The sequence below is a fragment of the Nitratireductor luteus genome (assembly GCF_026162365.1).
Classification (GTDB): Bacteria; Pseudomonadota; Alphaproteobacteria; order Rhizobiales; family Rhizobiaceae; genus Chelativorans; species Chelativorans luteus.
In genome coordinates, this window is record NZ_JAOANW010000002.1 from 71,708 (window position 1) to 98,285 (window position 26,578).

Consider the following 26,578-nt stretch of genomic DNA (forward strand, 5'->3'; position numbering starts at 1 on the left):
CAGATGCGTTCATCGAAGATCATTCACATCGTCTCCTGCCATGCCGAGGGTGAGGTGGGCGATGTGATCGTCGGTGGCGTAGCACCGCCGCCCGGCAACACGCTCTGGGAGCAGCGCGATTTCATCGCGCGTGACGGTGCGTTGCGGAACTTCGTGCTCAACGAGCCGCGTGGCGGGGTATTCCGCCACGTGAACCTGCTGGTGCCACCGAAAGCTCCCAGGGCAGACATGGGTTTCATCATCATGGAACCCGAGGACACCCCGCCGATGTCCGGCTCCAACGCAATCTGCGTGGCGACCGTGCTGCTCGACAGCGGCATTTTGCCGATGCGCGAGCCGGAAACGCGGCTGACACTGGAGGCGCCCGGCGGGCTCGTGGAGATCACGGCTGCCTGCAGGAACGGCAAGGCAGAGCGCATCACCGTAACCAACGTTCCATCCTTCGCGGACCGGCTGGGCGCCTTGCTGGAAGTGGAAGGGCTGGGCACGCTGACGGTGGACACCGCCTATGGCGGCGACAGCTTCGTGATTGTCGACGCACAGGCGCTGGGCTTCACGCTGGCGCCCGACGAGGCGCGGGACCTTGCCGAAACGGGAGCGAGGATTACCCGCGCGGCCAATGAGCAACTGGGCTTTTCCCATCCCGAGAATCCAGGGTGGGATCACATCTCCTTCTGCCAGATGACCATGCCCGTCACGGAGGAGAACGGCCTTCTCATCGGACGCAACACAGTGGCGATCCAGCCTGCGAAACTCGACCGCTCGCCGACCGGGACCGGCTGCTCCGCCCGCATGGCCGTGCTGCATGCACGCGGCAGGATGTCCGTCGGCCAGCGGTTTTCGGGTGTATCGGTGCTGGGGTCGCGGTTCGACTGCCGTATCGTGGCGGAAACGAGCATCGCCGGGAAAAAGGCGATCGTTCCGGAAATTACCGGGCGCGCCTGGATCGCGGGCACTTCGCAACTCATGCTCGACCCGGACGATCCATGGCCGCAGGGCTATCGTGTTGCAGATACCTGGCCGGCACGGAAATAGCCTCCTCCACCGGTTGCACGGGCGCCATCGAAAGATTCAAATTTTACGAAAACTTTACCATGAAGCACGACTTACGGGCTTTCGGGGAACGTTATGCCGTTCCACCGATTTAACCGCCTGAATGAAACACAGGAGTGCGAAGAAAACCGATGCTGCAGAAAGACGAAGCGACGGCTGACAGGCTCAGCCGGCAATTTCGTCACGCGGACAATACTCGGTTTCTCCGCCGCCTGCCGGGGTTCGAACTGGAACGGGAACTGCCGGAAGAATTGCTTGAGCTTTTGAGTGAATTGCAAAAGGCGGAGAACGTGAGGGTGCACCGCGTAGAACGACACAAATAAAGCGCCGCGCGTTCTATGGGACGCGCGGCGCTTTACATTCTCGCGCGTCCGCATATGCGGACACCAAATCTGGCTGCAGACCGCCATAGACGAGCCGGCCGGGGGCGCACCCGGCGCCCGGCCTCAACGAAACGGATAAAAGATCAGGCCGCGCGCTTCTTTTTCGGCAAAAGGCCTTCGCGCTGCGCCTGCTTGCGCGCCAGCTTGCGAGAGCGGCGGATGGCCTCGGCATGCTGCCGGGCACGCTTTTCCGACGGCTTCTCATAGGAGCGCCGGGCCTTCATCTCACGAAAAACGCCCTCGCGCTGCATCTTCTTCTTCAGCACCTTGAGAGCCTGGTCGACATTGTTGTCGCGAACAACTACCTGCAATGTTCTTCCTTCTTTCTATTGGCGTTAGGGGCACGTTGCCGTAAGAGGCCGGCAGAACCCATTCGTCTGTTCGAGCACGATCCTTCGGAGGACACCGTTTCGGAGGTTCCGGAACCATGCAATTTATCGAGTCCAGCCCTGCGATCTGCGCGAAGGCGCTGACAGGCGGCTCTGAAAGCCGCCATCACGGGCGACTCGGGAAGGCGCGAACTATAGCAGCATTCACGCCATATGCACCCCCTTAACGGGAAATATAGTGCGCCGCGCGTATTTTTGAAATGCCGGTCAGCCGGCCGCGAGCCGCCGCCAGGAGTAGGCACCGGAAGGACCGGGGCGCGCCGCAGGCTGGTAGTGGAGGCCGATGCCGCCCCGCTTGTTCGCCTCAAGCCGTGCAAGCGTAGGGCCGTTCTTCACTTCCAGCGTGCTGAAACCGACGCGAAGCATGTGCGCGACCTGATCGAACAGCACGTCACCGGTGGCGCGAAGCTCACCCTCATAGCCGTAGCGGGCGCGCAGGAGCTGCGCCTTCGAATAGGAGCGCCCGTCCGAATAGGCGGGGAACGCCAGAGCCACCAGGGGCAGTCCGTCCAGGTGAGGCGCCAGTATTTCCACATTTTCGCCAGGCTGCAATTCGACACCCAGGCGCGGCTTGAGCGCAGAGCGCGCTGTGTCGTCCAGTGCCGTGAAAACCTCCAGCGGCACGATGAAATTACCCTCCGATTCAAGCTCTTCCACGCTTTCGGCGCGGCGCCAACGATCGTCGAGGAACCCCTGCTCGCTCCACAGGCGGGGCTCGATCGTTTCGGTCGTGTCGTTCATGTCGCCCATCCTCAAGCCGCCGAAGTCAGTGCGTTGTCGAGTCCCGGCAGGTGAATGCCGCATTCCGTCTTGGCCTGTCCGGCCCAGCGTCCGCTGCGTGCATCCTCGCCGGGCTTCACCGGCTCGGTGCAGGGGAAGCAGCCGATGGACAAATAGCCATAGGCGACCAGCGGGTTCTCACGTAGATCGTGAGCGCGCATATAGTCAGCCTGATCCCTGGTGGTCCAGCGGGCCAGCGGGTTGATCCGGATGCGCGGCCCCACCGCCTCGAACACCGGCATGTCGGCGCGCGTGCTGGCCTGATGGCGCTTGCGGCCGGTAAACCATGCCGCATAGGGCTCGACGGCGCGGGCCATGGGCTCGACCTTGCGGATTTCGCAGCACAGATCGGTGTCCATCTTGTGCAGGAGGTCGTCGGGATCATGCGCGGCCAGCATGCCGGCGTCCGGATCGACGATGACGAGGTTTTCAAGGCCCAGGTCGGCGGCGAGCTGGTCGCGATATTCGAGCGTTTCACCGAAATGCTGCCCGGTATCCAGAAAGAGCACCGGCAGGGTATTGTCGGCCTTGGCGAGCATGTGGAGCAGCACCGCCGAATCGGCCCCGAAAGACGACACGGTGGCGATGCCGCCCTTGTCGCGGAAGCGCTTGATGGCGATCTCGACGATGGCTTCGGCCTCCAGATGGCCGAAACGGGCCTCGAGAGCCGCCGCCTCGTCTATTGCGGCCTGTTCCAGATCAGGCAGCTTTGGCTTCGCGGCCATAGAGCGCCTCCTTGAACGGTGCGGGACCGAGCCGGCGATAGGCGTCGAGGAAGGTTTCCTCCCGCCCCTGCCGGTGGTCGATATAGGTTTCGACGAGGGTTTCGACGGCGTCGACGATCTCGTCCGGACCGAAACCACGGCCGATGATCTCGCCGATCGAGGTATTCTCGTCGCCGGAGCCGCCAAGCGTGATCTGGTAGAGCTCGGCCCCCTTCTTCTCGACGCCCAGAATGCCGATATGGCCGACATGGTGATGTCCGCAGGCATTGATGCAGCCGGAAATCTTGATCTTGAGATCGCCGATTTCCTCCTGCCGCTTCTGATCGCCGAAGCGGGTTGAGATCTGCTGGGCGACCGGGATCGAGCGGGCATTGGCGAGGGCGCAGAAATCGAGCCCCGGGCAGGCGATGATATCGGTGACGAGCCCGGCATTGGCGGTGGCCAGGCCGATCTCGACGAGACGGTCGAAGACCGCCTTCAGATCGGCGCGCGCCACGTGGGGCAGGACCAGGTTCTGCTCATGGGTGACGCGGATTTCGTCATTGCCGTAGCGTTCGGCAAGCTCGGCCACCGCATCCATCTGATCGGCAGAAGCATCGCCGGGGATTTCGCCGATGCCCTTCAGCGAGATGGTGAGGGCGGCGTAGTCGGCGTTCCTGTGAGTGTGAAGGTTGCGGCGCAGCCAGTCGGCAAAGCCCGCATCGCGCGCGGCCGCCTTGGCGAGCGCGGCATCGCCCTCGGGCCGCGCCGGCAGCGCCGGCGGCGCGAAATAGGCCTGGATCGCCGCGATGTCGGCATCCGACAGCTGGAGCTCGCCATTTCGCAGCGCCTCGAATTCCTTCTCGACCTGCGCCTTGAGCTCTTCGGTGCCGGTTTCGTGAACGAGGATTTTGATGCGCGCCTTGTACTTGTTGTCGCGGCGGCCATGAAGATTATACACGCGCAGGATGGCGGTCGTGTAGGACAGGAGATCCTCTTCGGGCAGGAACTCGCGGATCTTCTTGCCGACCATGGGCGTGCGGCCAAGGCCGCCGCCGACATAGACGGAAAAGCCCAGCTCGCCCTTCTCGTTCTTCTTCAGGTGGAGGCCGATGTCGTGCACCTGCACCGCCGCCCGGTCGCGCTCGGCGCCCGTGACGGCGATCTTGAACTTGCGTGGCAGGTAGGAGAACTCGGGATGGACCGACGACCACTGGCGCAGGATCTCGGCATAGGGGCGCGGGTCGGCCACCTCGTCGGCGGCTGCGCCGGCGAAATGGTCAGCGGTGACATTGCGGATGCAGTTGCCAGAAGTCTGGATGGCGTGCATCTCGACCGACGCCAGATCCTCCAGTATCTGCGGAATATCCGACAGCGCCGGCCAGTTGAACTGGATGTTCTGGCGCGTGGTGAAATGACCGTAGCCCTTATCATAGGTGCGGGCGATGTGGGCGAGCATCCGCATCTGGCGCGGCGACAGCGTGCCGTAGGGAATGGCGATCCGAAGCATATAGGCGTGAAGCTGAAGATAGACGCCGTTCATCAGCCGCAGCGGCTTGAACTGATCCTCCGTCAACTCGCCCGACAGCCGCCGCTCCACCTGGTCGCGGAACTGGGCGACGCGGGCCTTCACAAAGTCATGGTCGAATTCGTCGTAACGGTACATGAAACTTCCCTGACGTGTTCAGCCGAAGGCCGCAGTCTGCTTGCGCGCCTGCTTGCCAAGATTGATGTGGGTGGTGGGGCCGAGCGCCCGTATGCGTTCGCGAAGGCGGATGGGGCGTATCTCGCCATCGACGATCTCGACATCTATGAGATTGACGTCAACGACCTCGTTGTTGGCGAGCGCCAGCAGGCCGGCGGCCGAAAGCCGCGTTTCGGCATCCTTGTCATGGGCGATTTCGGCGCCTTCGATCGTCTCGACCCAGCTTCCGTCCGCCGCAAGCCAGACCACTTCGCCGTCGATCAATCGATTTGCCGTCAATAGCTTCATGATCCCTGGTCCTCGTCAAACATGCACGGCCGCGCGCTTATGCGCGGCAAGTGGCTCGGAACGGTCGAAATTGGCGCCGGCGACCGCGTCGCCGATGATGGTGAGAACCGGACCCGTCATGTCGTCACGCTCGCTGAGCGCGGGCAGGTCGGCCAGGGTGCCGTGGGCAAGGCGGCGGTTGCCAAGGCTCGCATTCTCGACGACAGCGACGGCGGTATCCGGCGAAAGTCCAGCGTCCTGCAGCCTGCCGGCCACCTCGGCTGCCGTGCTGCGGCCCATATAGACCGCGACGGTGGCGCCGGAAATGGCGAGCTTCGCCCAATCGGGCAGCGCGCGGCCCTTCAGATCATGGCCAGTGGTGAAGACCATCGAGGAAGCGACGCCGCGCAAGGTCAACGGCAGCTCGAAATCGGCGGCGGCGGCAAAGGCGGCGGTGATACCAGGCACGACCTCATAGGAAATGCCGGCATCGCGCAGCGCCGACATCTCCTCGCCGGCGCGGCCGAAGACCAGCGGATCGCCCGATTTCAGGCGCACGACGCGCTTGCCGGCGCGGCCCAGCTCGACCAGCAGTTCGTTGATCTCGGCTTGCGTCTTGGAGTGGCACCCCTTGCGCTTGCCGGCGTGGATGCGCTCGGCATCGCGGCGGCCCATGGCCACGACCGCCTCAGGCACCAGCGCATCGTGAACGATGACATCGGCTTCCATCAGCAGGCGCTGGGCACGCAAGGTGAGAAGGTCTTCCGCGCCCGGCCCGGCGCCAACAAGCGCGATGTGGCCGGTCTCGACGCCGTTGTTGGAAAGCAGCCCTTCGGCCGCGTTCCGGGCGGAGGCCTCGTCGCAACGCGCGATGGCGCGGGAGGCTGCGCCGGTGAAGAAGGACTTCCAGAACCGGCGGCGCGCCGCACCCTTGGGCACGGAAGTCTCGACACGGTCGCGATAGGCGGCGGCAAGCGCAGCGAGCCGGCCGAGCGACGGCGGCAGCATGCGATCGATGGCGGCGCGGAGCATCTGCGCCAGGATGGGACCGGCGCCCTCGGTGCCGATGGCAACGGCCACGGGCGCGCGGTTGACCAGAGCGGGGGTGAAGAAGTCGCAAAGCTCCGGCCGGTCGACGGCATTGACGGGGATGGAGCGGGTGCGCGCGTCGGCGACCACGGCGCCGTCGGAAGCCTCGTCCCCGGTCGCGGCAAAGACAAGGGCCGCGCCATCCAGATGGCCGGCCTCGTAGGCCTCGCGAACGATCGCAACGCCGTTGGCGGACGCCCATTCCACGAGAGCTGTTTCCGGCGCTTCGGCGACGACCACGATCTCGGCGGACGACTGGGCCATGAGGCGGGCCTTGGCCAGCGCCTCCTCACCGCCGCCCACGATCGTCACGCGGCGTCCTTCGACGCGCATGAAGACGGGGAATGCGTTCAGCTTTGCCGTTTCACCTGACATGATGCCGGGTCTCCTATCAGTAGCCCGGATTTTGCCTTCTGCACGCGACAATCAGAAGAAACCCACTCGCGCCCGCCGTTCGGGGCAGCAACGAGTTTTGCGTTGCAGCGCCGGGAAGCGGAAAAATCATCCGCCGACGCAGCTCGCCAGAGCGCGGCGACTTTTGGAACACGTCTTCCCTCGGCGCGTTTCCCGGCATAAATTCAATGCAGAGTGGAGAGCGTGATGGTGAATTTTCGGCTGCGGCACAATATCTGGGTCCTGGTTGCCGACGGCGAGAAGGCGCTGTTCCTGCGCAACGAGGGCGGCGTCAATTATCCGAACCTGGAAGTGGTGCGCGAGATGCACGACGATAACCCGCCCACGCGCGAACAGGGGACGGATAAGCCCGGTCGTCTGCACGACAGCAGTAACCACCACCGCAGCGCGGTTCAGGAAACGGATTGGCATCGCGTCGAGAAAGAGCGTTTCGCCGAAGAGATCGCCGGGCAGTTATATAAGCTCGCCCATGCCGGAAAGTTCGACAGGCTCGTCCTCGTCGCGCCGCCCATGGTGCTGGGCGAACTGCGCAAATCGCTGCACAAGGAGGTCGAGGAGCGGATTGTCGGAGAGGTCGCCAAGACGCTGACCAATCACACCGTGTCGGACATTGAAAAGGTGCTGCTGGCGGAGACGGAGTAAATCTACAATCCGCCCGAATCCGCCATCGCGGTTTGCAAAGGCCGTGCTTCGCGCCCCGACGAATTTACCGTTAGACGTGCTGGCCGCCGTTGATGTGGATTTCGGCGCCCGTCACGTAAGACGACTGGCCCGAACACAGGAAAAAGATTGTTTCGGCGACTTCCGATGTCTGACCGAGACGGCGAAGCGGGATCTGCTCGACGAACTTGTCGGTGCCGGGCGACAGGATCGCGGTTTCGATCTCGCCCGGCGCTATGGCGTTGACACGAATGCCGTGCGGGCCGAAATCGGCCGCCATCTCGCGGGTCAGGGCAGCGAGTGCCGCCTTGGACGTTGCATAGGCGGTGCCGGCGAAAGGGTGAACCCGGCTGCCGACGATGGAGGTGACGTTGACGATGGAGCCCTTAGCCGTGGTCAACTCCCTGAACAGGCCACGGGCCAGCATGATGGGCGCGAAGAAATTCACCTGGAAAACATCGCGCCAGACATGCATGGGCGTATCCATGGAGTTCATCCGCTTGCCACCGTCGAGCTTAGGTGAAATGGCGGCGTTGTTAACCAGCGCGTCGAGCCTGCCGCCATTGGCATCGAGCCGGTGGCGGATCTCGCCGATGGCAATGCCCACGCCTTCCTGGTCCGACAGGTCGAGCTGGATGTGATCCTCCGGGCCGGCGGGCCATGGGCAATCCGCAGAGAAGGGCTGGCGCGAACAGGTGATGACCCGCCATCCCTCGCGCGAGAAGCGCTTGACGGCGGCGTGGCCGATGCCCCGGCTGGCGCCGGTCAACACCAGTGTCTTGCGGTCGTCGATCTGGCTCACGGCGGTCTCCGATTGATGTCCGCCCTATGTAGAACCAATTCAACTCGATTGCGAGAGCGCGAAGCGTCTCAATTGCCGAGTATGATGTCGAGAATGGAGGTTTCCCGCGCTTGGCGGCCGCCGCCGACATCGGCTGGCGGGACGGGGCGCGCGGATGTTGCAGCGGATGGGACGGCGCGGGGAGCGGAACCACCTCCGACCGCGGCCTGGGGGACCGGACGGGAGGGGGTTTCGGCGACAGCGGGCGCTTGAGCCCGGCTCCAGCCGCCCGGAAGCCCCGCGACGGGTACGCCTTCATGGGCGGCGGCCATGAAGTCGCGCCATGCGAGCGCGGGCAGCGAACTGCCCGTCGCCTTGGTCGGCCGGGCATCGTCATTGCCGAACCACACCCCGGTCACAAGGTTGGCGGTATAGCCGACGAACCACGCATCGCGGGAGCCTTGTGTCGTGCCGGTCTTGCCGGCGGCAGGCCAGCCGAAGGCTTTGCCGCGCGCCGAGCCGTATTCGAGCGTTCCCGCCATCATGGAATTCATCATGCCGACGATTTCAGCACTGACGACGCGAGGAAACCTCTGGTTCGTCCGCTCGTAGATAACCTTGCCGGAAACGCTAACCACCCGCCGGATGAAATGCACGTCGGGCCTGTAGCCGCCATTGGCGAAGGGCACATAGGCGGCGGTCAGTTCCAGCGGAGTGACCTCGGAGGTACCGAGCGCAATGGATGCATTGGCGTTGAGCTCGGATTCGATACCCATGCGGTGTGCGACCTCCACGACCGCTTTCGGCCCCACTTCCACGGCAAGTTGGGCGGCCACCGAATTGAGCGAGCGGGCAAGCGCCTCAGCCAGGGTCACGCGACCGTAATATTTGCCCTTGTAGTTGTCCGGCGTCCATTTTCCGATCTTCACCGGCGCATCGTTGCGCACGCTGTCGGGCGTGCGGCCCTGCTCCAGCGCGGCCATATAAACGAAGGGCTTGAAGGCGGACCCTGGTTGACGGCGGGCCTCGGAAGCGCGGTCGAACTGGCTGTTGGCGTAGTCGTAACCGCCCACCATGGCGCGCACCGCGCCCGAGCCGTCGATGGATACGAGCGCGCCTTGGCTTACCGCCAGTTCCTTGCCCTTCTCCGAAATCAGCGTGCGTATTGACCGTTCGGCCAGTTTCTGTAGCGAAAGATCGACGGTGGTCTCGACGATAACGTCGTCCTTCACATCGCCCAGGAGCCCCGGCAGTTCCTCCATCACGCGATCGGCGACATAATGCTCTGACCCGGTCCAGTACGCCGCAGCCCTGGTGGCCGGCGCGCTGATGGCGGCGGCAAGCTCGCTGTCGCCGATCATGCCCTGTTCGCGCATGGCCGACAGAACGACCTGCGCGCGCGCCTCGGCTGCCTGCGGATCGCGTGCCGGCGACAGCCTCGACGGCGCCTTGAGGAGGCCCGCCAGAAGCGCCGCCTCGGAAAGAGTGACGTCGCGGGCAGATTTGTTGAAATAGCGGCGGGACGCGGCTTCCACGCCATAGGCGCCGGAGCCGAAATAGACCCTGTTCAGATACATCTCCAGGATCTGCGCCTTGGAATGCTTCTGCTCCAGCCAGATGGCGAGCAGCACTTCCTGCACCTTGCGTTCGAGCGTGCGGTCGGGCTCCAGAAACAGGTTCTTGGCCAATTGCTGGGTGATCGTGGAGCCGCCCTGGATGATGCGCCCTTCGATGATGTTTTCCACCATGGCCCGGGCAAGGCCTACCGGATCGACGCCCCAGTGGGAATAAAAACGGCGATCCTCGATGGCGATCACCGCGCGGGCGATATGCGGCGACATCTGGTGCAGGCCCACGGCCTCGCCGCCCGTCATGCCCCGGTTGGCAATGAGCTTGCCGTCGACCGAGACGATCTTCACGTTGGGCGGGCGGTCCGGGATCTCCCATTTGGTGACCGCCGGCATGCGCGCGCCATAGAAGGCGACGAGCCCGGCGCCGGCGATACCGGCCCAGATGCCCAGCACCAGGCTCCAATAGAGAAACTTTCGTAGAAAGCGGAAGAAGCCACCGCCCCCCGAGCGCGAAGATCTTTTTCTCCCGCGCCTTCCTCGGGTGGACTTCCTGCGGCGCGATGGCGGAACGATGCGGTCGGCCTCGCTTGCGCGCATCCCACCGGCACCACGGCGCGACGGCGTGTCGAAAGTCGGCTCGATGCGCCGTTTTCGCGTCTTCCTGGCCATGCCACCTTCATCCCCGATTGCCACACCGCACGCGCAGCCGTCCCTAGAAGGCTGCAGACTAGGCAGCCCGGTTTAAGGGGCCGTTAAGGGCGAAAATCGGGCGCGAGGGGTACCGTTGGCGTCAGCTGTGCGCGAAGATGTCTTCCTCGTCCCAGCCCATCAGATCCAGCTTTGCGCGGGTGGGCAGAAACTCGAAGCAGGCATCGGCTTCGCGAGTGCGGCTTTCGCGTGCCAGCCGGCCGGCCAGAACCTCGCGCAAGCGGTGCAGATAGAGGACGTCGGAAGCGGCATATTCCAGCTGTTCCGGCGTCAGGGTCTCGGCCGCCCAGTCCGAGGATTGCTGCTGCTTGGAGATGCTTACATTCAGGAGTTCGTTGCAGATGTCCTTGAGCCCGTGCCGATCCGTATAGGTGCGCGTCAGGCGCGACGCGATCTTGGTGCAGAAGACGGGCTCCGGCATGACGCCGAAAGCGTGATAGAGCACGGCGAGGTCGAACCGACCGAAATGGAACAGCTTGGTGATCCTGCGGTTGCTGAGGAGTGCGGCGATGTTCGGCGCTTGGCTCTGCCCGGCTGCGATCTGCACGACATCCGCCGTTCCGTCACCTGGCGAAAGCTGCACCACGCAAAGCCTGTCGCGGTGGGGCTTGAGGCCCAGCGTCTCGGTGTCGATGGCGACCGCCTCGACCTGATAATTGTCGAGATCGGGCAGATCGTTCTTGTGAAAGCGGATGGTCATGGAACGTTCCTGTTTGCGCCTAGAGTGTCCTTTATGCGCCCATTCGGACGCATAAAGGACACTCTATCTCCTTGTTTTCCGCATCTATGCGGTCGTCAGGTGGTTCCACCTGACTGCAAAAAGCTACTGGCGGAAAAGGCCAAGCCATTTCATCATGATGATGGCATCCTCGCCATCGTGGTAATTGGCCTTCCGCACCCCCGTTTGGCGGAAGCCGAGACGGGTGTAAAGAGCCCGCGCGCGTTCATTGCCGGGGCGGACGAACAGGCGGATGATGGGCCGCGCGGTGCAATCGCATGCGCCGCGCAGGAGCATGCCGCCCAGCCCCTTGCCCGAAAACGCCGCGTCCACGCAGAGAAAATCGACGCCCGCCCATGGCCGCCATTCACGGTGGCGCAGCAGGCAATAGCCCGCGACCCGTTCCCCTGTCTCGGCGACCAGAAGCCGGGTGCCTTTTTCACGCAGGACATCGGCAAAGCCCTCGCGGCTCATGGCGAGCGCATCGCCGGGGAAGGCCGCATCCTGTATGCGCAGGATATCGTCCCGGTCTTCCGGGCGTGCCGCGCGCAGCACTGCCTCCCCCACCGCGAAACGCGGTTCTTTCCCGCTCATCCTCGGGGCGGGTTCTTCGTCAGCGCATCGAGAATGCGCGCCCAGGAACGCTGGCCTTTGTGGAAGGAGCTCAACTCATATTTCTCGTTGGGCGAATGAATGCGGTCGTCGGACAGGCCGAATCCTACCAACAGGGAATCCATGCCGAGCAAGCTCTGGAAATCGCCCACGATAGGGATCGACCCGCCCATGGCGATGGATAAGGCGGGCTTGCTCCACTCCTCGGTCAGCGCGGCCTGGGCGGTGGTGACCAGGGGCGAATCGTAGGAAAGCTGTATCGCCGGCGAGCCACCATGCGGATGGAACTCGACCGAGCAATCGGCCGGAACCCGCGCTTTCACGAAATCGCGGAAGGCGGTGCGGATCTTGTCCGGGTCCTGGCGATGCACCAGGCGAAACGACACCTTGGCGAAGGCCTGTGCCGCGATCACCGTCTTAAAGCCCTCGCCCGTGTAGCCGCCGCTGATGCCGTTAAACTCGGCGGTCGGGCGCGCCCAGACCAGTTCCAGCGCCGAGCGGCCTTTTTCGCCCGAGAGCTGCGAGAGGCCGATGGGACCGAGCATTTCCTTCGCGCCCTGGCCCAGCGCCTCCCAGCTCTTGAGAATTTCCGGCGGGGTTTCTTCGACGCCCTCGTAAAACCCTGGAATGGTCACGGCGCCATTCTCGTCGTGCATATCCGAGAGGATGCGCGCCAGAATGCGGATCGGATTGGCCGCGGCGCCGCCGAAGAAACCCGAATGCAGGTCCCTGTCCGCTGCCTTTACCATTATTTCCTCGCCGACCAGCCCGCGGAGCCCGACGCAGATGGCCGGGGTATCGCGGTCCCACATCGCGGTATCGCAAACGAGCGCGAAATCGGCTTTCAGCTCCTCCGCGTTCTCCTTGAGGAACGGCTTCAGCGAAGGCGATCCCGATTCTTCCTCGCCCTCGAAAAGGATACTGATTTTGCAGGGCAGTTTGCCATGCACGGCCTTGTAGGCACGGCAGGCCTCGACGAAGGTCATGAGCTGGCCCTTGTCGTCCGAGGAGCCACGCCCGACGATGATCTTGCGGTCCGGCCCGACCTCCTTCAGTGACGGCGCGAAGGGGGCATCCTCCCAAAGGTCGAGTGGGTCCACCGGCTGCACATCGTAGTGGCCGTAGAACAGAACGTGCGGGCCCTCGCCGTCATGATGGGCGACGACCATGGGATGGCCTGGCGTGTCGCGTACGCTGGCTTCGAACCCGATGGAGCGCAGATCGTCAACAAGCCAGCCGGCAGCCTTGCGGCACTCGTCGGCATAGGCCGGGTCGGTCGAAATCGACTGGATCCGCAGGAGCGTGAACAGCCGCTCGAGACTTTCATCGAGGCTGGCGTCAAGCCTGTCGAGGACGGGGGAAAGGTCGGTCATAGCGGGCCTCGTTCTGGAATCGGACAGCGTATCCGGGTTTGCGCAATTCCGGGCGGAAAAGCAGCGTCCGCTTTGGTGGAAACGCGACATGGAAAAGGGCCGCAAGCGGCCCTTTCCCGGTAGCGTCAGACAGGCTTACCAATAGGGGCAGCTGTTGTCGTCGAGATAGTTGTGGACCTCGATCTCGCCGGCAATGATCTTCGCCTTGGCTTCTTCAACCGCCGCCTTCATCTCGTCCGTGATGAGGCTTTCATTGTGCTCGTCGAGTGCATAGCCGACCGCGTCCTCGGCCAGGCCCACATTCTGCACGCCGTAGGTGAACTCGCCGTTCTTGGCGTCCATGAAAGACTCGTAGACGGCGACGTCGACCTTCTTCACCATCGATGTCAGAACGCTGCCCGGATGCATGCCGTTCTGGTTGGAATCGACGCCGATGCCGAGTTTGCCGGCATCCGCCGCCGCCTGCAGCACGCCCACGCCCGTGCCGCCGGCGGCATGGTAGATGACGTCCGCGCCCTGGTCGATCTGCGTGCGGGTGATCTCGCCGCCCTTGGTGGGGTCGTTCCAGGCCGACGGTGTGTCGCCCGTATAGTTGCGGATGACCGTGGCGTCAGGATCGGCCGCTTTCACGCCGCCCACATAGCCGCATTCGAACTTGCCGATGAGCGGCACTTCCATGCCGCCGACGAAGCCGACCGTGCCGGTTTCGGAAGCCATCGCGGCCAGAATGCCGACGAGGTAGGAGCCTTCCTGCTCCTTGAAGGTGACCGAGCGCACATTTGGCTGCTCGACCTTGTCGTCGATGATGGTGAAATCGACATCCGGATATTCCGGCGCGACCTTGTTGAGATACTCGACCCAAGTGAAGCCGGCCATCACGATGGGATTGTGGCCGCGCTCGGCGAAGCGGCGCAGGGCCTGCTCGCGCTGGGCATCATTGGAAATCTCGAACTCGACATACTCGATGCCGGTTTCTTCCTTGAAACGTTCCGCGCCCGTATAGGCCATCTCGTTAAAGGACTTGTCGAACTTCCCGCCCAGGTCAAAAAGCAGCGCCGGCGAAAAATCCTCCTGCGCCACGGCTGCGCCGGACAGTGCGGTTGCGGCCAAAAGGCCCAGTACAAAACGCTTCATGTGATCCACACCCTGTAGGTTGCATTTCCAAGGGAGCCGGAAGCGCACTTGCAGAACGCGGCGCCCTGCCCCCGGCGGGATTTTTTCCCGCTCAAGCCGCACTCTGGCACGGGCCATTGCAAATTTCACGCGGAAAAATCACCGTGCGCATCATTCGACCGCTGGCCTGGGATACGCAACCGCTGGATCGTCAGCGCACGTTCGCCACCGGCGCCGGGCATTCGACTCCGGTGCCCCTGAGGCCGCAATAGCCGCCGGGGTTCATAGCCAGATATTGCTGATGATCCGCCTCCGCGTAATAGAACGCGGGCGCCGGCGCGATCTCGGTGGTGATTTTGCCGCCGCCGGCCGCCGCAAGCGCCCGCTGATAGTCCGATTTCGAGGCCTTTGCGGCTTCCAGCTGCGCATCGCTCGTGGTGTAGATCGCGGAGCGGTAGGTGGTGCCCACATCGTTACCCTGGCGCATGCCCTGGGTAGGATCGTGGCTTTCCCAGAATATCTTCAGCAGCGCCTCGAAGGAGACGATCGACGGATCGTAAACCACCTTGACGATTTCGGCATGGCCGGTAAGCCCCGTCGTCGTCTCCCTATAGGTGGGGTTGGGCGTGTGGCCGCCGGCATAGCCTACCGCCGTTACCCATACGCCGTCGGTCTGCCAGAACAGGCGCTCGGCGCCCCAGAAACAGCCCATACCGAAATAGGCCACTTCCGTTCCATCCGGATAGGGCTCCTTCAGCGGACGGCCGCTCACATGATGCTTTTCGGCGGTGGGAATGGGCGCGGCGCGGCCGGGCAACGCCTCGTCCGGCGTCGGCAGCTTCGTCTTCTTGTTCATCAGGTCGGCTAGAAAGAACATTCCGTTTCTCCCTGGGTATCAGGCCGAGGCCGGTTTGCGACGACCACGTGTCTGGCCGATGAAATGGAGGATGAGCGCCAGAACGGCAAAGACCAGCCAGCCCGGCAGCGTGAGGACGAAAACGATCACCGGATCCCAAAGCGCCGGCAGGAGGTAGCGCTGGATGGTCGCCTGGGTCAGGTTAAGCGTGTCGGGCGACACGGAATACCAGCTCTGGCCGAGCGGCGTGGCAATCCAGTCCCCCGCCGCTATCGAACGCGTGGCATCGGATACCGCCATGATGATGGCGACCGCCAGTGAAAACATCGCCAGCATGCGAACCACGAACCGCATCGTCACATTCTCCCGTCAGCCGCCCGAAACAGCAGCCTGCATCGCCAACAAACGCGCAGCAACATCGCGTATGCCGGTCTCAAACCCCTATGAGATAGGCCCGGCGGAAGATCGTGGCAATCGCCACACGAGGATTTGATAGACGGGTAATTTCGCAACCTCCGGGAAAAGCGCGCTCCACGTCTTGGCATCGCGAGACATTTCGACTAGATGAGCCCCGGGCATCGTTCGATGTTCCCGCCGTCAGGCTTGCAAAAGCAGGGGACGGCATGCGGAGAGGTGGCCGAGTGGTTGAAGGCGCACGCCTGGAACGCGTGTATACGGGAAACCGTATCGAGGGTTCGAATCCCTCTCTCTCCGCCAGTGCTTTTGCCTGCGCATAACCTGCTGAGATTCTTAAAATATTATCAAGCGCCTTATTGCACGGTGCCCCATTGTGGTGCCCCAAAAACTAAAAAAGGCTGTCCTGAATTCGGGCGGGCTTCGGTTCGTGCTTTAGAACCTTGATGACCTCGTATTGGGTACGAAGCCGGGTTCCGCGTTGAGATTGCTTCGCCTTCAGGCGGACCAGCAGCCGATCTCCGCTCCCGAACCGCTCCCGACCTGAACTGACACTTGCCAAAAACTCTGGATCAACGACAGGAGCCGCGAAGGGCCGCCGTCCATCGCTGAAGGTCCATTTAGCTTCCCCTTGAAGCACCACCTTCGTCGCAGTCAGCCATATTTCGCTTTCGCTCTCCAAAAGCTCCTTGTCCTGGGCTACCGACACCATACTAGGAGCATCCTGGCTGCTTACCGATGCAACCGGACCGGTGTTCATTTCCAGGGCAAAGCCGCTAGACAACCCATCGGAGACTGGCTTCGTGAACCGTTCGACACTGCTCCCGATGTCGCCGTTAATCACCAAGTTGACGGTTGATTGGTTAAAGACGGCGATGTTACCGGAGTTGTTTTCGACCGAAACCCCACCGTCAGATACGTTACTCACGACTTTAGGAGGTTGACCCCGCAAGTGCTTAAGTAAGTCGATTGCCATCTGCATTTCGGTTGCCACGCTTGCGCCTATCGCTAGGAGGTCGTTCACCGTCATATCGCTAACGCTTTGCCAAAGCTCTAGTAGGAGGCTTCCTTGAGTCAGCCGGTGAACCTTTAACTTGGTGTCGTCGCCCTCCCCGTATACAGACTCGCTGACGGTGGTGACGAACTCCGCAAATCCCCGCACCGTCTCCGCGAAGGCGCTCGGCTCCAAGCCTTCTGAAATTCCCGTCCCCTCATAGCGAAGACTAAAAATGTTCTCGGTCAAAGCCACCCCTCCCACCAGTGATATTTTATCTGGTCCCAGAACCCTCATTACTTGAATAGCACTCCACTTGCCTCCCCGTGAAGTCCTCGCCCCCACGTCTTTCATCATGCCTACAATTGCGGTGCGGAATGAACATCGGCGGCAGCTATGGCGGGGTGACCTTAAGGCCAAGTGCGACTGTCATGGCCAAGCTCCCACGCTTCAAGGTGGCTGAAGGTCGGCTGGAGACCCTGTGTTCAAACTCAAAGCCAATGATGTGATCACTTGAGGGTTGCATTGGGGCGTCGTGCAGAGCCCCAAGTCCCCTTTGCATGGTCGGGTCTCTCACCACCCCTTCCCATGGCCTGAGGGTTCGCCTCGTGCCCGTCCTGAGGTGGGCCGAGGGTTGGCGGATGCCTACCAAAGGCGGTGGTGCCTGAAAGGGCTTTGGGTCTGTCCTTGAGGTGTCCAAGTAGGTAGCGTTGAGGACAGACTAAAGGAAGGAGCCCACTGCTCTCTTCGAGGGTTGGTGGGAGAGGAGTGGTCTATCAGCACCATGCTCCATGCGGAGCAATACGGCAGCCTGGAGGCCCCTTCATATAATGTGTGGTAATTCCGCTGAGCTAGGCAATACGGCAGCTTGGAGGGGGTCCCTGCTCGTAGATGTGTCCTAATTGCCTTTCGGCTCGACCGCCTCAGAAACGGCCTCAGAAGTCCGCTGGCGAGCGTTGACTTTGCGGAGTCCCCTTGGGTGCGTCGGCGGTTAATCGCACTCCACGGGCTTCCCTGAGTCGCTGTGAGGATGTGCACGGAGAGCGCATTGAGGCGCCCTCCATGCCATGTTTTGTTAGGCAGCCTCCTCGCCATTCCGTTGGGCCGGCTTGCCGGTGTCTTTCAGGATGCCCGCAAGTTCATCGTGGTATGCGAAAAGCTGGTGGAGATTGGCTAGATATTCCTCCACTGTCACGCCAGCGGGCAGACGTTCAGGCCGTTCCCACGCCAGCCGCTCGGCGTGCTCCATGGCCACCGCACGGGCTTCCCGTTTGGCACGAGGTCCAGGGATCAGCATGAGGTTTTCGCTGGTGAGGTCGTACGGACGGCCCTCATATTTCACGATTTGCCCTGCTCCGGCGTCGGTGAAGAGACGGGCAACAGGGAGGTTCGCTTGGAAGGCTCCAGAGAAAATCATCTGCGCATAGACATTGCGAGCCTCGCTGTGGTTGTCATTTGTTCCCCACGAGTGGCCTGTGCGGCAAAGCTCGTAGCCGATTGCTAGAGCGGCGGCGCTGAAGTGGAATTGCTGCGGGTGGGCGTCTCCAAGCAGGACGATGCGCTCGGCCAAAGCTGGCACATCCGGCTCGGCCTCCGGTTCGGGATACGGCGAGACGATGCCCCTCACCCAATAGGGGGCGGCAGTCTCTGAGAGGATTGTGTGAACCTGCTCCCGCACCTGAAGGCGCTTGGAAGTGACTAGGGGAAATGGGTGGGCTTTGTTGGACGGCAAGGGAATGCTCCTTTTGGCTAGGCTCATTGGATTGGGTTCGCCGGCGTGCGGCGCTGGGGGCGCTCTGTGGGAGCGTCAGGGTCCAATGCTGGGGCTAGCTTCTGGGAGCATTCCTCCTCTCGTAGGGATTGTCAGGCTGCGGCTCGGCTGCGGCGGCGGATAACCTTCATGGCATATGGAAGTAGGGCTTAGATTCACGCACCAAGCCCTCCAGGTCGATCCTGCCGTCTCGATACGGGAAACGCCCGACGGGAACGTACTTGTCCAGCAAGCCCCTGCTAATCTCTAGAAAGCCTTCAACCTCATCAGCGGCCAGCTTGAAACGGTCCATGAGGTAGACACGGGCGTTGTCCTCTATCGACATTTGCGGCGTTGCTCCTCAGCCAGGGAATGGGATTGGCGCACTGCATAGCACAGAGGCGTAGCAAAATGGAAGAATAAAATAAGACAATTCTCATTTTGGCTATGGTGTTATAAATTAATCTATCAATATAGACATACGCTCTAGGTATATTCCGAGGTCATAAAGTAGTCCCATGAGTCAAACCTATCGTGTTAACCAGCAAGCGAAACGACTAATGGAAGGGTGAGGGCGCGTAGATGACCAATGGGGTGGATAAGATGCTAAGGCTGGTCTTGCCTCTAAGTATCCTTGTGGTGGGTGGCGTAATTGCCACCATGTTCCGCTACGAGACCCATGCGGTTGGGTCCCGTGTGCGGTTCATGATCGGTGGGCAGGGACCATGATGTTCTGTGCTGGGGGTGGCGGCCATAACGTGTGTCTGCCCCTCCTCACCCCCGGCATGGAGGCCATCCCCAAGGTTCAAGCTAATGCCTCCTCCTCTAGGCCAGCCAACCGCATCTCCGATGAGGAGTTCAAGCGCCTCTTGGAGAACCTCGACCGTAAGGTTCAACAAGCTTGCCTGCAACTCCGGTTTGGTGTGGCTTCGCCACGATTGATTAGTTGGTTCGGCGCAAACCGCGCCTCCCGTCAGGGTTATGAGGCCACCCCCCGGTCTGGATGTTCTGCGAGGATGCGGAAGACGCTGGCACGGCTGATGCCCAGAGCATGCTTAATGTCATTCGCGGACCTACCCTCTGCCCTGAGGCGCAGCACCTCGGCCGCCTTCCTGCGGGCGGTGGGCTGCCTCCCCTGATACTTGCCATCGGCTTTGGCTTTAGCGATGCCCTCGCGCTGGCGCTCAAGCATTAGCTCCCTCTCAAACTCCGCGATAGACCCCAGGAGGTTGAGCATGAGCTTCCCCGTAGGCGTGGCCGTATCAAGGTTCATGGAAAGGATGCGAAGCTCCACTCCCTTCACCCTTAGCGTCTCGGTGATCGCCACGAGGTCCGCCACCGAGCGGGCCAGACGGTCCAGCTTGGTGACAACCATAATGTCCCCCTCCCGGACCCACTCAAGGGCGGCCTCTAGCTGCGGTCGAGTGGACGCAACGGAGGAAAGCTCCTCACGGAATATCTTGGTGCATCCCGCGGTTTCCAGGTCGCGAAGCTGTGCTTCAAGGCCCGCCTTCTGGTCGGCGGTGGAGGTGCGGGCGTAGCCGATAAGCACCCCCCGCGTAGTCGTGGCCGCTGGCGTCGTCATGGCAATTAGGTCTCCGTTTCGGCGTCTATGTGAGACCATTATGAGAGACTTTCGAAAGAAATGTCAAGAGACCATTCGTATGAGACTCAATTGAGCTATTTGACTAAGACTCACACGGGCTTGCTCTAGTGAGACCGGCGCTCCTCCTGGTAACGTACAGCTTTGAGTAGGAGGGCTGAAGATGCGACCGCTGGATCAGATCATGCCGCCAGTTGAGCTGGTGCTCAATATGGAGCCGGAGGAGCTTGGCGCGAAGCTCTTGTTTGTCCTGCGAGACGTGGCGGCAGACAACTCGATGAGTATGGTGAACCGAAACGGTTTTGTGGCGTCGCTCTTCACGCCCCAAGGAGGCCGCCAATCACCGGCGTTCCCCATTAAGCTGCGCGAAAGTGTTGAGCTGGCAGTTACCGAGGCGTGGGTATGGCTGGAGGCCCAAGGCTTCCTGATCCCCGCCCCAGGGGAAAACGGCCGGAATGGTTATCGTGTGCTGAGCCGCCGCGCCGCCCAGTTTGAGGATGATACTGACTTCACCCGATACTCAGCCTCCCGTTATCTCCGAAAGGAGCTTTTGCATCCCGCAATCGCGAACAGCGTTTGGTCCGCCTTCCTACGCGGCGAGTATGATGTTGCAGCCTTCCAAGCGATGAAGGCCGTTGAGGTGAAAGTGAGGCAGGCTGCCGAGTACGGCCAAGCAGAAGTCGGTGTCCCCCTCATGAGAAAGGCCTTCGATCCGAGGATCGGCCCTCTGACCGATAAGGAACTTGAGGGTGGCGAACGCCAGGCAATGTCCGACCTGTTCGCGGGAGCTATGGGTTCGTTCAAGAACCCTCAATCCCATCGCAACGTCAACCTCACAGACCCCGTGGAGGCCATGGAGGTGGTCATGTTGGCCAACAACCTGCTGCGCATCGTTGATCGGCGGGGGTGAGGCTGCTCTGGCCTAATTGGGTCTCATCCCCACCCCAAGGGGGGAAGGTCGGCCATTGGTCGCGTTAGGTTGCCTGTCGGATGCGTGACCCCTATTTTTTGGCGGGCACTACCTCCCCGGATTGATGATCGCGGGAACCATCCCCGCGCAATAAACTTCGGCCAGTTCCAATTGGCTTAGCTTCGCGAGGTGTTCGGCCTCGTGGTAATCGGATAGCCAGCCCACAAGGTTCTCACGGCTCGACCGATGATAGGTGTGGAACAGGAAGTCGAAGGCATCTAGCGGATGCCAAGGGCCTGGGCCTCGCTCAGATTCAACTTCCAAAGCTTGCATGAGCAGCACAAATGGATCACGCGTGAAGCTGGGGGGAATTGTCTGAAGCTGCTGCATCGCGCGAAATACTTGGTAGGCCTCAAGGTGCTTCATCCGCGCCCGGTGCATGTCCAAGACCCTCCCCAAGCGCTCAGGGGGAAACTCGGGAATCTTGAACCCCCAGCCTCCCACCTCGTAATGAGCGGTGGTATTGCCTTCTCCGATGAGGAACGGTCGGTTAGTGACGTAGACAAAAGCGCAAGGGGCGGGCTGACTCTCTACGGTTAGGTCGTTTTCAGCGGCGCTCATCTGAGCAAACAGCTCGTTGCCCCATTCGGGAGAGCCACTGCTATCTCTACGAATGGCGCGGTTCAACTCGATGAAAACCATTCGCTCGTGATCCGCGTGCTTCTTGAGAGCGTCGTGAAGCTTGCCTCGAAACCTAGGCGGATGCGCTGAATCACCCGCGCGTCCAGAACGGGAGCTTACAGCCTTCGCCTCGACCGAGAAGCGTTTGCCAGTCCCCTTATTGATCGCAGTGAATTCGCAATGCGACCTTCCAACGTCGCCCTCATCCTCGAATTCTATTCTATATCCGGCACGGGCAAATATGCCTATGACATGAGCCTCGTATAGCGCGCCCTCGTAGCCAAACGGGTTCTTAAGGCGTTCCACTAATTGAGGCGGGATTTGCTCGTTGTGTGCGCAGAGGTACAGGTCGTAGGCCAATGCAACTAGCGCCATCATTGGGCCAGAAGGAGAGACGGAATAGAGGCCGCGCTGGTCCGGCGTTGACGCCCGCTGCGCGTCTGTAAAGAGCTTGAACTGGCGCAAGATCGGATGCTGCTGGTGAAGCAACTTCGACCGCTCAGTAGTCCACCAATCGCGTCCTAATGCTATTGTCAGGAATGAGAAGAGAAAGTCCGTGAAGGTGCGCCAATTTTTTGATGCGTAAGCCTTGCCGTTTACCCGTACGAACCGGGTGTTTCCTTGCTGCCAAGTTTCGAGCGGCCGCCCATAACCAAAGCGGCGCTTCTCGCCTTGCGGCAGGGCCTCGCGCAGAATGCCGTTCTGGGCTAGAAAATTCAGCCGATTTGGGGTGGGAGAAAGAAGATCGACGTACTTGAAATAATGGCCATGGCAAGCCCCGAACCGCTTCCCTGAATTGCAGGGGCAGGCTGCCATGTCGTCCACAGGATGCTCGCGACTCATAGATTGTCTCCGTCGACTCAAGTTATCATAGGCATTTCAGGGGCGACATGAGGGGAACTCGTGGCCCAGGGCGCACCAGCCGAGCCTTACAGCCTCCACCAAGGCCTCTTGGCCTATACGGGTCGTAGCCACTTACAACGTTGAGCTTTCCTCTAAGCGGAGGTTTGGAAATGGCAGCGGCTCCCGATCGAATTATTGTCAAACTCGATCCCAACGGGGTCGCAGCGCCGGTTCACCGAGCGGTAAGCATCACGACTCACGTGGTCGCATTTTGCCTGGAAAGCATCGCGGGGGAGGAGCTAGACTCGTCAGAGATGCATGGCGGCTTCATCAGTTACAAGTTCTCTGAAGTCGAAGCCTCGCCAGAAGAACGCCGCGAGACGTACCAGAACTGGGTGTTGAGTAAGGGCTTTCAGGACCTCGCGAGAGGAATAAGGGAAACATTGGAAGAGGCAAAATTCTACCTTGCTATTGTCGGCCGCCGCCAAGCCATTACCACATGGGCGAGGTTCCAAACCGAAATGGAGGCCTCCCGGACTCAAGCTCAGAAGCTGACGTTCCCGGCTCTTCTTTCGGAGGTGAACGCGGGTTTGCGGGAGCCCATGACCTTTGACAGCGAGTTTGCCTCACTTCAAAAGGTCCGAAACTGCCTTGAGCATCGCGGAGGGCGCGTCGGCAGGAAAGACATCAATCCAGAGACCGGATTGCTCATCCTCAGCTTTCCCCGCCTGAAGCTCTTCTACAACCGGGGTGAAGAGGAGATCGAAGTCGCTCCTGGAGAGGTAATCGATACCTACGCGCCGGGTGTCCGGGTGCCAGACGAAGGCGGAGGGGTCACAATATTCATGAAGCGCGTAACGCGGTCACGAGAGTACGCGTTAGGTGAGCCGGTCGTTATCACAGCGTCGGATTTCTTTGAGATAGCGATGGCATGCCATCTCTTTGCGAGCGACGTGGCTGCAAAGCTTCCGACAGCCGATCACGAGCGCAATCCTCTCCTAGGCAACAGCGGGGCCGCTAACTCACCGGCAGCTTAACGGCCTCCACCAACGCCCTCTTCGCCTTCTCCGGGTCCTGCCCAGCGTATCCGTGCTGGCTTAGCTCCAGCGATTTCGGCCGGTCGGTGTCGGTGTGGCCGATCACCCACGTTAGTGTCCATTCATCAAAGCCGGCATCACCAGCTAGGCGGGCGTCACGGGCCTTACGGATGAACCAGCGGCGGAACGAATGGAAGTCCACGTTGGATTTGGCCTTGCCGTTGGGGCGCTCGTCCACCTTCATGTTACGACGGTAGCGCGTGAAGCGTTTGGCAGCGGGGTCTGAGCGGGACTCACGGGAAGCGGTGAGCGGCGGAAGGTCCTCTATAAGGAAATCTCCCGGTTTTTTTCCCTCCACCCGCCGCGTGATGATCTCCTTGAGGGCACTGTGAATGGGCACGGTGCGGCGGGCGTTATCCGTCTTGCCAGCCCACACGCTGAATAGACCCCCCTGACAGTCCGCAACATGAAGCTGGCAGATTTCCTCCAGGCGCATTCCGCTGAGAGCGGCGATACGCATGAGGTCTCCTAATACGGTACCGCCATCTCCTGAGAGGAGGATGGAAACCTCCTCATCGGTGAACGGGCGTTTCCCTTTGTCGGGCTCTGCTTCGCGGCGTGGCCTCCGGGAGGCAGGCAGAGTTTGGCCGCTCCAAGGGTTCTCGGCCGCGTGGCCCTTCTCCAGAAGCCACTTCCAGTACTGGCGAAGGAAGGCAAGATAGGCTCCGGCCTTCTTTGCACTCCGCCCTACCGTGAGGGTCTCCGCAATGAAACCGCCCGCCACCTTCCGGCTCACGGCCTCCAGCGCAATGGGCAAGCGGCTGTCCCGGAGCCAATCTGAGAGCCACCCCAAGACGCGGCGGAAGTCCCCATCCGATTTCAATCGATAGCCGTGGTGGGCGGCGAAGGAGTCTGCGTGGTGATCCAGTGGCGTTACTTGGCCGCTGGCGAGATCATAGAAAGCTTGGGCGGCTTGGTGGCCGTGGGTTGCCTCTAGCTGCGTGGCCCGCATGTGGATGGCGAATTGGGTGCCCTCGACATCCTTGTGGAGCCGGTGGCGGAGCGCCTCGGCCTGAACCGGGTCACTGGAGGCGAAGGCCGTCTCGGCCGCCGTGATGACAGACTTAAGGCGGGCCACAATGGGCCACTTGCGCTCCTCGGCAAGTTTGAGGCTGTCAGTGTGAAGCGGGAATGTTAGTTTGCTCCGACCTACCAAGTCACGGACCTTCGCAGGAACCTTTATGCGCACTCGCCATTGCTGTCCATGCCACTCTAAATATTGCTTCGGATTCGCCACTAATCACCCCAGTGCCCCAACTCGGTGCCCCACTGGGATAGGTGAACCAGGCGGAAGTCAAGACCTTCAAGGCGTGCAGCGACGCGGGGGAGAGTTTCCCTCTCTCTCCGCCATCCTGCTGCGCTCATCGAGTTCCACGGGATTGGCAGGTCCGCTCGTGCGAGGCAGCATCTCCGGATCGCCCGCATGATCGGCCGTCCCGCTCCTTCCAATCGCGCTTCCTATCGGGCCTTCCGGATTGTTCCCACGCGATGGATGGACAATGACATTTATGGCCACATGAATAATGCGGTGCATTATTCGCTGTTCGACACGGCGGTGAACGGCTGGCTGATCGAGAACGGGGTTCTCGATATCGGCAGGGGCGAGCAGATCGGGCTCGTAGTGGAAACGGGTTGCCGCTACTTTGCGGAGATGGCGTTTCCGGACGTGGTGACCGCAGGATTGCGCGTGGCTCATCTGGGCGGGAGCTCAGTTCGCTACGAGATCGCTCTTTTCCGCAACGAGGAAGAAACCGCGTCCGCCGAGGGCTTCTTCGTGCATGTCTATGTGAACCGCGAAAGCCGCCGGCCTTCGCCGCTTGCGCCCGGATTACGCGCCGTATTGGAGAGCATCGTCAAATGAGCGAGAAACGGCTCGAAAAACTGGAAATGCTGGTCGCCGAGCAGGAAAAGACCATCGAAGAACTTTCCGCCGGGCTCGCCGAGCAATGGAAGACCGTGGACCTTCTGCAAAAGAAGCTCGACCGGCTCACCGAGCGCTTCCTGGAGCTGGAGGAGCAGACGACCCCGGACGTGCCAGTGACCAAGCCCCCGCACTGGTAAGGATATGGTGTTTGGCGCAGCACACTCACTTGCAGTAGCATAGCCACGCCTTCCTCCCGGAACGCTGGCCGGCACGAAAGCGGCAACGATCTATGTCGACGGGGACAGGCCCTCCCGTTTCGCCCATTCGGCATGTTCCGCCGCACGGTCCAGCAACCAGGAGCGCATCGCCTCGACCGCAGGCCGCCTTGGCCGACGTGAACTGGAGGAGAGATAGAACGATTTGCGGCCGGGGAGATTCGGCCCGCAGGGCCGCACCAACCTGCCCTGGCGCAGCATCGCGCCCGCCGTGACATCATCGCCGATTGCGACCCCTACCCCCTTTGCGGCCGCATCGAGACAGAGATAGGTCCGGTGAAACATCAGATAGCCTCTGGCCGCGTCCAGACTGGCTCCACTGCGTTTCAGCGCCTCGTCCCAACCATTTAGCGCGCGGTCGTGGATGAGTGTCTGCGCCTTCAGTCCACTCTCAACCACCTGCTTGGTCTGATCGGGGGCACAGACCGGAAAAGAGGTGAAATCCAGGAAGAGCTCACGGGAAAAGCCCGGCACATCCATCGGCCCCCAGGTGAGGGCCAGATCCACATCCGGAGCGATAGTGCGCGGTGGTTCGGCGTAGGAGCGTAGTTCTAGTTCTATACCGAGCGTATCCAGCGCGTTCTTGTCCAACAGAGGCATGAGCCACAGCAATGCAAAGTCGGAATCGGCCTCGATGACCACCCTCCCTTTCGCATTGCGCGCCACTCTGGTGCCCGTATCGAGCGAGATCAGCATCAGTCCGTCGGCTACGATCTGCGCATAGCGCGATCCCGCCGCCGTCAATGCAACCTGCCGGTGCCGGCGTTCGAACAGGGTGACGCCGATCTCCGCCTCCAAGTTCTTCACATAGCGGCTGATCGAAGCATGCGTAACGCCGAGTTCGTCGGCCGCGCGCGAAAAGCTCTGGTGTCGGGCTGCGGCATCGAAGGCGCGGACGGCATTCAGGTTGGGCAGGCGGCGGTTCATATGCTTGTGTTATCATATCTCACACAACAGGAAAGATCATTTCT

The 26,578-nt window shown here is 61.6% G+C and carries 28 protein-coding genes and 1 tRNA gene; 8 read left to right on the top strand and 21 right to left on the bottom strand.

Annotated elements, in window-relative coordinates; translation table 11 throughout:
• Nucleotides 1–3 precede the first annotated feature (3 nt).
• Both N1058_RS02885 and N1058_RS02890 read left to right on the top strand, forming a co-directional pair.
• On the top strand, nt 4–1,035 hold the full coding sequence (locus N1058_RS02885) for a trans-3-hydroxy-L-proline dehydratase (protein ID WP_265515987.1): 1,032 nt from the start codon (nt 4–6) through the stop codon (nt 1,033–1,035).
• 149 nt (nt 1,036–1,184) lie between these two features.
• Complete coding sequence (locus tag N1058_RS02890; protein ID WP_265515988.1) at nt 1,185–1,376, top strand: hypothetical protein; 192 nt, start codon at nt 1,185–1,187, stop codon at nt 1,374–1,376.
• A gap of 143 nt (nt 1,377–1,519) precedes the next feature.
• Here the strand turns inward: N1058_RS02890 and rpsU are convergent, their stop codons facing one another.
• From rpsU to cysG, 6 genes are all read right to left on the bottom strand, one after another.
• On the bottom strand, nt 1,520–1,747 hold the full coding sequence (gene rpsU / locus N1058_RS02895) for a 30S ribosomal protein S21 (protein WP_265515989.1): 228 nt from the start codon (nt 1,745–1,747) through the stop codon (nt 1,520–1,522).
• Between the two features lie 285 nt (nt 1,748–2,032).
• A complete protein-coding gene (locus N1058_RS02900; protein WP_265515990.1) occupies nt 2,033–2,566 on the bottom strand; it encodes a DUF934 domain-containing protein in 534 nt (177 codons plus the stop codon).
• Between the two features lie 11 nt (nt 2,567–2,577).
• Nucleotides 2,578–3,330 carry a phosphoadenylyl-sulfate reductase gene (locus N1058_RS02905; RefSeq protein ID WP_265515991.1) on the bottom strand — a complete coding sequence of 251 codons (753 nt, stop codon included), beginning with the start codon at nt 3,328–3,330 and terminating at the stop codon, nt 2,578–2,580.
• Entirely contained in the window at nt 3,305–4,975 is a 1,671-nt protein-coding gene (locus N1058_RS02910; RefSeq protein WP_265515992.1) for a nitrite/sulfite reductase, read from the bottom strand. The genes N1058_RS02905 and N1058_RS02910 overlap by 26 nt, the downstream gene beginning before the upstream one ends.
• A gap of 18 nt (nt 4,976–4,993) precedes the next feature.
• Complete coding sequence (locus N1058_RS02915) at nt 4,994–5,302, bottom strand: DUF2849 domain-containing protein (RefSeq protein WP_265515993.1); 309 nt, start codon at nt 5,300–5,302, stop codon at nt 4,994–4,996.
• Nucleotides 5,303–5,317: 15 nt separating this feature from the next.
• Nucleotides 5,318–6,745, bottom strand: a complete 1,428-nt coding sequence (gene cysG, locus N1058_RS02920; RefSeq protein ID WP_265515994.1) for a siroheme synthase CysG — start codon at nt 6,743–6,745, stop codon at nt 5,318–5,320.
• 225 nt (nt 6,746–6,970) lie between these two features.
• Here cysG and N1058_RS02925 point away from each other — a divergent pair, with 225 nt between their 5' ends.
• Nucleotides 6,971–7,426: a host attachment family protein gene (locus N1058_RS02925; protein WP_265515995.1), complete on the top strand. Its 456-nt coding sequence runs from the start codon at nt 6,971–6,973 to the stop codon at nt 7,424–7,426.
• Between the two features lie 70 nt (nt 7,427–7,496).
• On the opposite strand, the gene N1058_RS02930 is transcribed toward N1058_RS02925, so the two are convergent.
• The 8 genes from N1058_RS02930 to N1058_RS02965 form a co-directional block, all read right to left on the bottom strand.
• Complete coding sequence (locus N1058_RS02930; protein ID WP_265515996.1) at nt 7,497–8,246, bottom strand: SDR family NAD(P)-dependent oxidoreductase; 750 nt, start codon at nt 8,244–8,246, stop codon at nt 7,497–7,499.
• Nucleotides 8,247–8,314: 68 nt separating this feature from the next.
• On the bottom strand, nt 8,315–10,465 hold the full coding sequence (locus N1058_RS02935) for a transglycosylase domain-containing protein (protein WP_265515997.1): 2,151 nt from the start codon (nt 10,463–10,465) through the stop codon (nt 8,315–8,317).
• Nucleotides 10,466–10,586: 121 nt separating this feature from the next.
• A complete protein-coding gene (locus N1058_RS02940; RefSeq protein WP_265515998.1) occupies nt 10,587–11,204 on the bottom strand; it encodes a ribonuclease D in 618 nt (205 codons plus the stop codon).
• A 123-nt stretch (nt 11,205–11,327) separates the two neighbouring features.
• Nucleotides 11,328–11,816 carry a GNAT family N-acetyltransferase gene (locus tag N1058_RS02945; protein WP_265515999.1) on the bottom strand — a complete coding sequence of 163 codons (489 nt, stop codon included), beginning with the start codon at nt 11,814–11,816 and terminating at the stop codon, nt 11,328–11,330.
• Nucleotides 11,813–13,207, bottom strand: coding sequence for a M20/M25/M40 family metallo-hydrolase (locus tag N1058_RS02950; RefSeq protein ID WP_265516000.1), 1,395 nt, complete (start codon nt 13,205–13,207; stop codon nt 11,813–11,815). The genes N1058_RS02945 and N1058_RS02950 overlap by 4 nt, the downstream gene beginning before the upstream one ends.
• A 135-nt stretch (nt 13,208–13,342) precedes the next feature.
• Nucleotides 13,343–14,341, bottom strand: a complete 999-nt coding sequence (locus tag N1058_RS02955; protein WP_265516001.1) for a BMP family lipoprotein — start codon at nt 14,339–14,341, stop codon at nt 13,343–13,345.
• A 190-nt stretch (nt 14,342–14,531) separates the two neighbouring features.
• On the bottom strand, nt 14,532–15,197 hold the full coding sequence (gene msrA, locus N1058_RS02960; protein ID WP_265516002.1) for a peptide-methionine (S)-S-oxide reductase MsrA: 666 nt from the start codon (nt 15,195–15,197) through the stop codon (nt 14,532–14,534).
• 18 nt (nt 15,198–15,215) lie between these two features.
• Nucleotides 15,216–15,530: a hypothetical protein gene (locus tag N1058_RS02965; RefSeq protein WP_265516003.1), complete on the bottom strand. Its 315-nt coding sequence runs from the start codon at nt 15,528–15,530 to the stop codon at nt 15,216–15,218.
• Between the two features lie 273 nt (nt 15,531–15,803).
• Between N1058_RS02965 and N1058_RS02970 the strand changes: the two genes are divergently transcribed.
• Nucleotides 15,804–15,893: transfer RNA gene (locus tag N1058_RS02970), tRNA-Ser, on the top strand.
• A gap of 88 nt (nt 15,894–15,981) precedes the next feature.
• Here N1058_RS02970 and N1058_RS02975 read toward each other — a convergent pair.
• The 4 genes from N1058_RS02975 to N1058_RS02990 all read right to left on the bottom strand — a co-directional run bounded on the left by N1058_RS02975 (nt 15,982) and on the right by N1058_RS02990 (nt 19,919).
• Complete coding sequence (locus N1058_RS02975; RefSeq protein WP_265516004.1) at nt 15,982–16,833, bottom strand: LAPAL motif-containing putative phage structural protein; 852 nt, start codon at nt 16,831–16,833, stop codon at nt 15,982–15,984.
• An 826-nt stretch (nt 16,834–17,659) separates the two neighbouring features.
• Nucleotides 17,660–18,316, bottom strand: coding sequence for a hypothetical protein (locus N1058_RS02980; RefSeq protein WP_265516005.1), 657 nt, complete (start codon nt 18,314–18,316; stop codon nt 17,660–17,662).
• Nucleotides 18,317–18,482: 166 nt separating this feature from the next.
• On the bottom strand, nt 18,483–18,680 hold the full coding sequence (locus N1058_RS02985) for a hypothetical protein (protein WP_265516006.1): 198 nt from the start codon (nt 18,678–18,680) through the stop codon (nt 18,483–18,485).
• Between the two features lie 633 nt (nt 18,681–19,313).
• The gene (locus tag N1058_RS02990) at nt 19,314–19,919 is read right to left on the bottom strand and encodes a recombinase family protein (RefSeq protein WP_265516007.1); all 606 of its coding nucleotides are present in this window, start codon (nt 19,917–19,919) and stop codon (nt 19,314–19,316) included.
• Between the two features lie 181 nt (nt 19,920–20,100).
• Between N1058_RS02990 and N1058_RS02995 the strand changes: the two genes are divergently transcribed.
• Nucleotides 20,101–20,847: a TIGR02391 family protein gene (locus N1058_RS02995; RefSeq protein WP_265516008.1), complete on the top strand. Its 747-nt coding sequence runs from the start codon at nt 20,101–20,103 to the stop codon at nt 20,845–20,847.
• Between the two features lie 108 nt (nt 20,848–20,955).
• Here the strand turns inward: N1058_RS02995 and N1058_RS03000 are convergent, their stop codons facing one another.
• On the bottom strand, nt 20,956–22,371 hold the full coding sequence (locus N1058_RS03000) for an SEC-C domain-containing protein (protein WP_265516009.1): 1,416 nt from the start codon (nt 22,369–22,371) through the stop codon (nt 20,956–20,958).
• 170 nt (nt 22,372–22,541) lie between these two features.
• On the opposite strand from N1058_RS03000, the gene N1058_RS03005 reads away from it, so the two are divergent.
• The gene (locus N1058_RS03005; protein ID WP_265516010.1) at nt 22,542–23,408 is read left to right on the top strand and encodes a hypothetical protein; all 867 of its coding nucleotides are present in this window, start codon (nt 22,542–22,544) and stop codon (nt 23,406–23,408) included.
• On the opposite strand, the gene N1058_RS03010 is transcribed toward N1058_RS03005, so the two are convergent.
• A complete protein-coding gene (locus tag N1058_RS03010; protein WP_338040609.1) occupies nt 23,389–24,705 on the bottom strand; it encodes a DUF6538 domain-containing protein in 1,317 nt (438 codons plus the stop codon). The two genes, N1058_RS03005 and N1058_RS03010, sit on opposite strands and share 20 nt — an antisense overlap.
• 186 nt (nt 24,706–24,891) lie before the next feature.
• Here N1058_RS03010 and N1058_RS03015 point away from each other — a divergent pair, with 186 nt between their 5' ends.
• A complete protein-coding gene (locus tag N1058_RS03015) occupies nt 24,892–25,329 on the top strand; it encodes an acyl-CoA thioesterase (protein ID WP_265516012.1) in 438 nt (145 codons plus the stop codon).
• The gene (locus tag N1058_RS03020; RefSeq protein ID WP_265516013.1) at nt 25,326–25,529 is read left to right on the top strand and encodes a SlyX family protein; all 204 of its coding nucleotides are present in this window, start codon (nt 25,326–25,328) and stop codon (nt 25,527–25,529) included. Before N1058_RS03015 ends, N1058_RS03020 begins: the two co-directional genes overlap by 4 nt.
• 90 nt (nt 25,530–25,619) lie before the next feature.
• Here the strand turns inward: N1058_RS03020 and N1058_RS03025 are convergent, their stop codons facing one another.
• Nucleotides 25,620–26,534 carry a LysR family transcriptional regulator gene (locus tag N1058_RS03025; RefSeq protein ID WP_265516014.1) on the bottom strand — a complete coding sequence of 305 codons (915 nt, stop codon included), beginning with the start codon at nt 26,532–26,534 and terminating at the stop codon, nt 25,620–25,622.
• Nucleotides 26,535–26,578 lie beyond the last annotated feature (44 nt).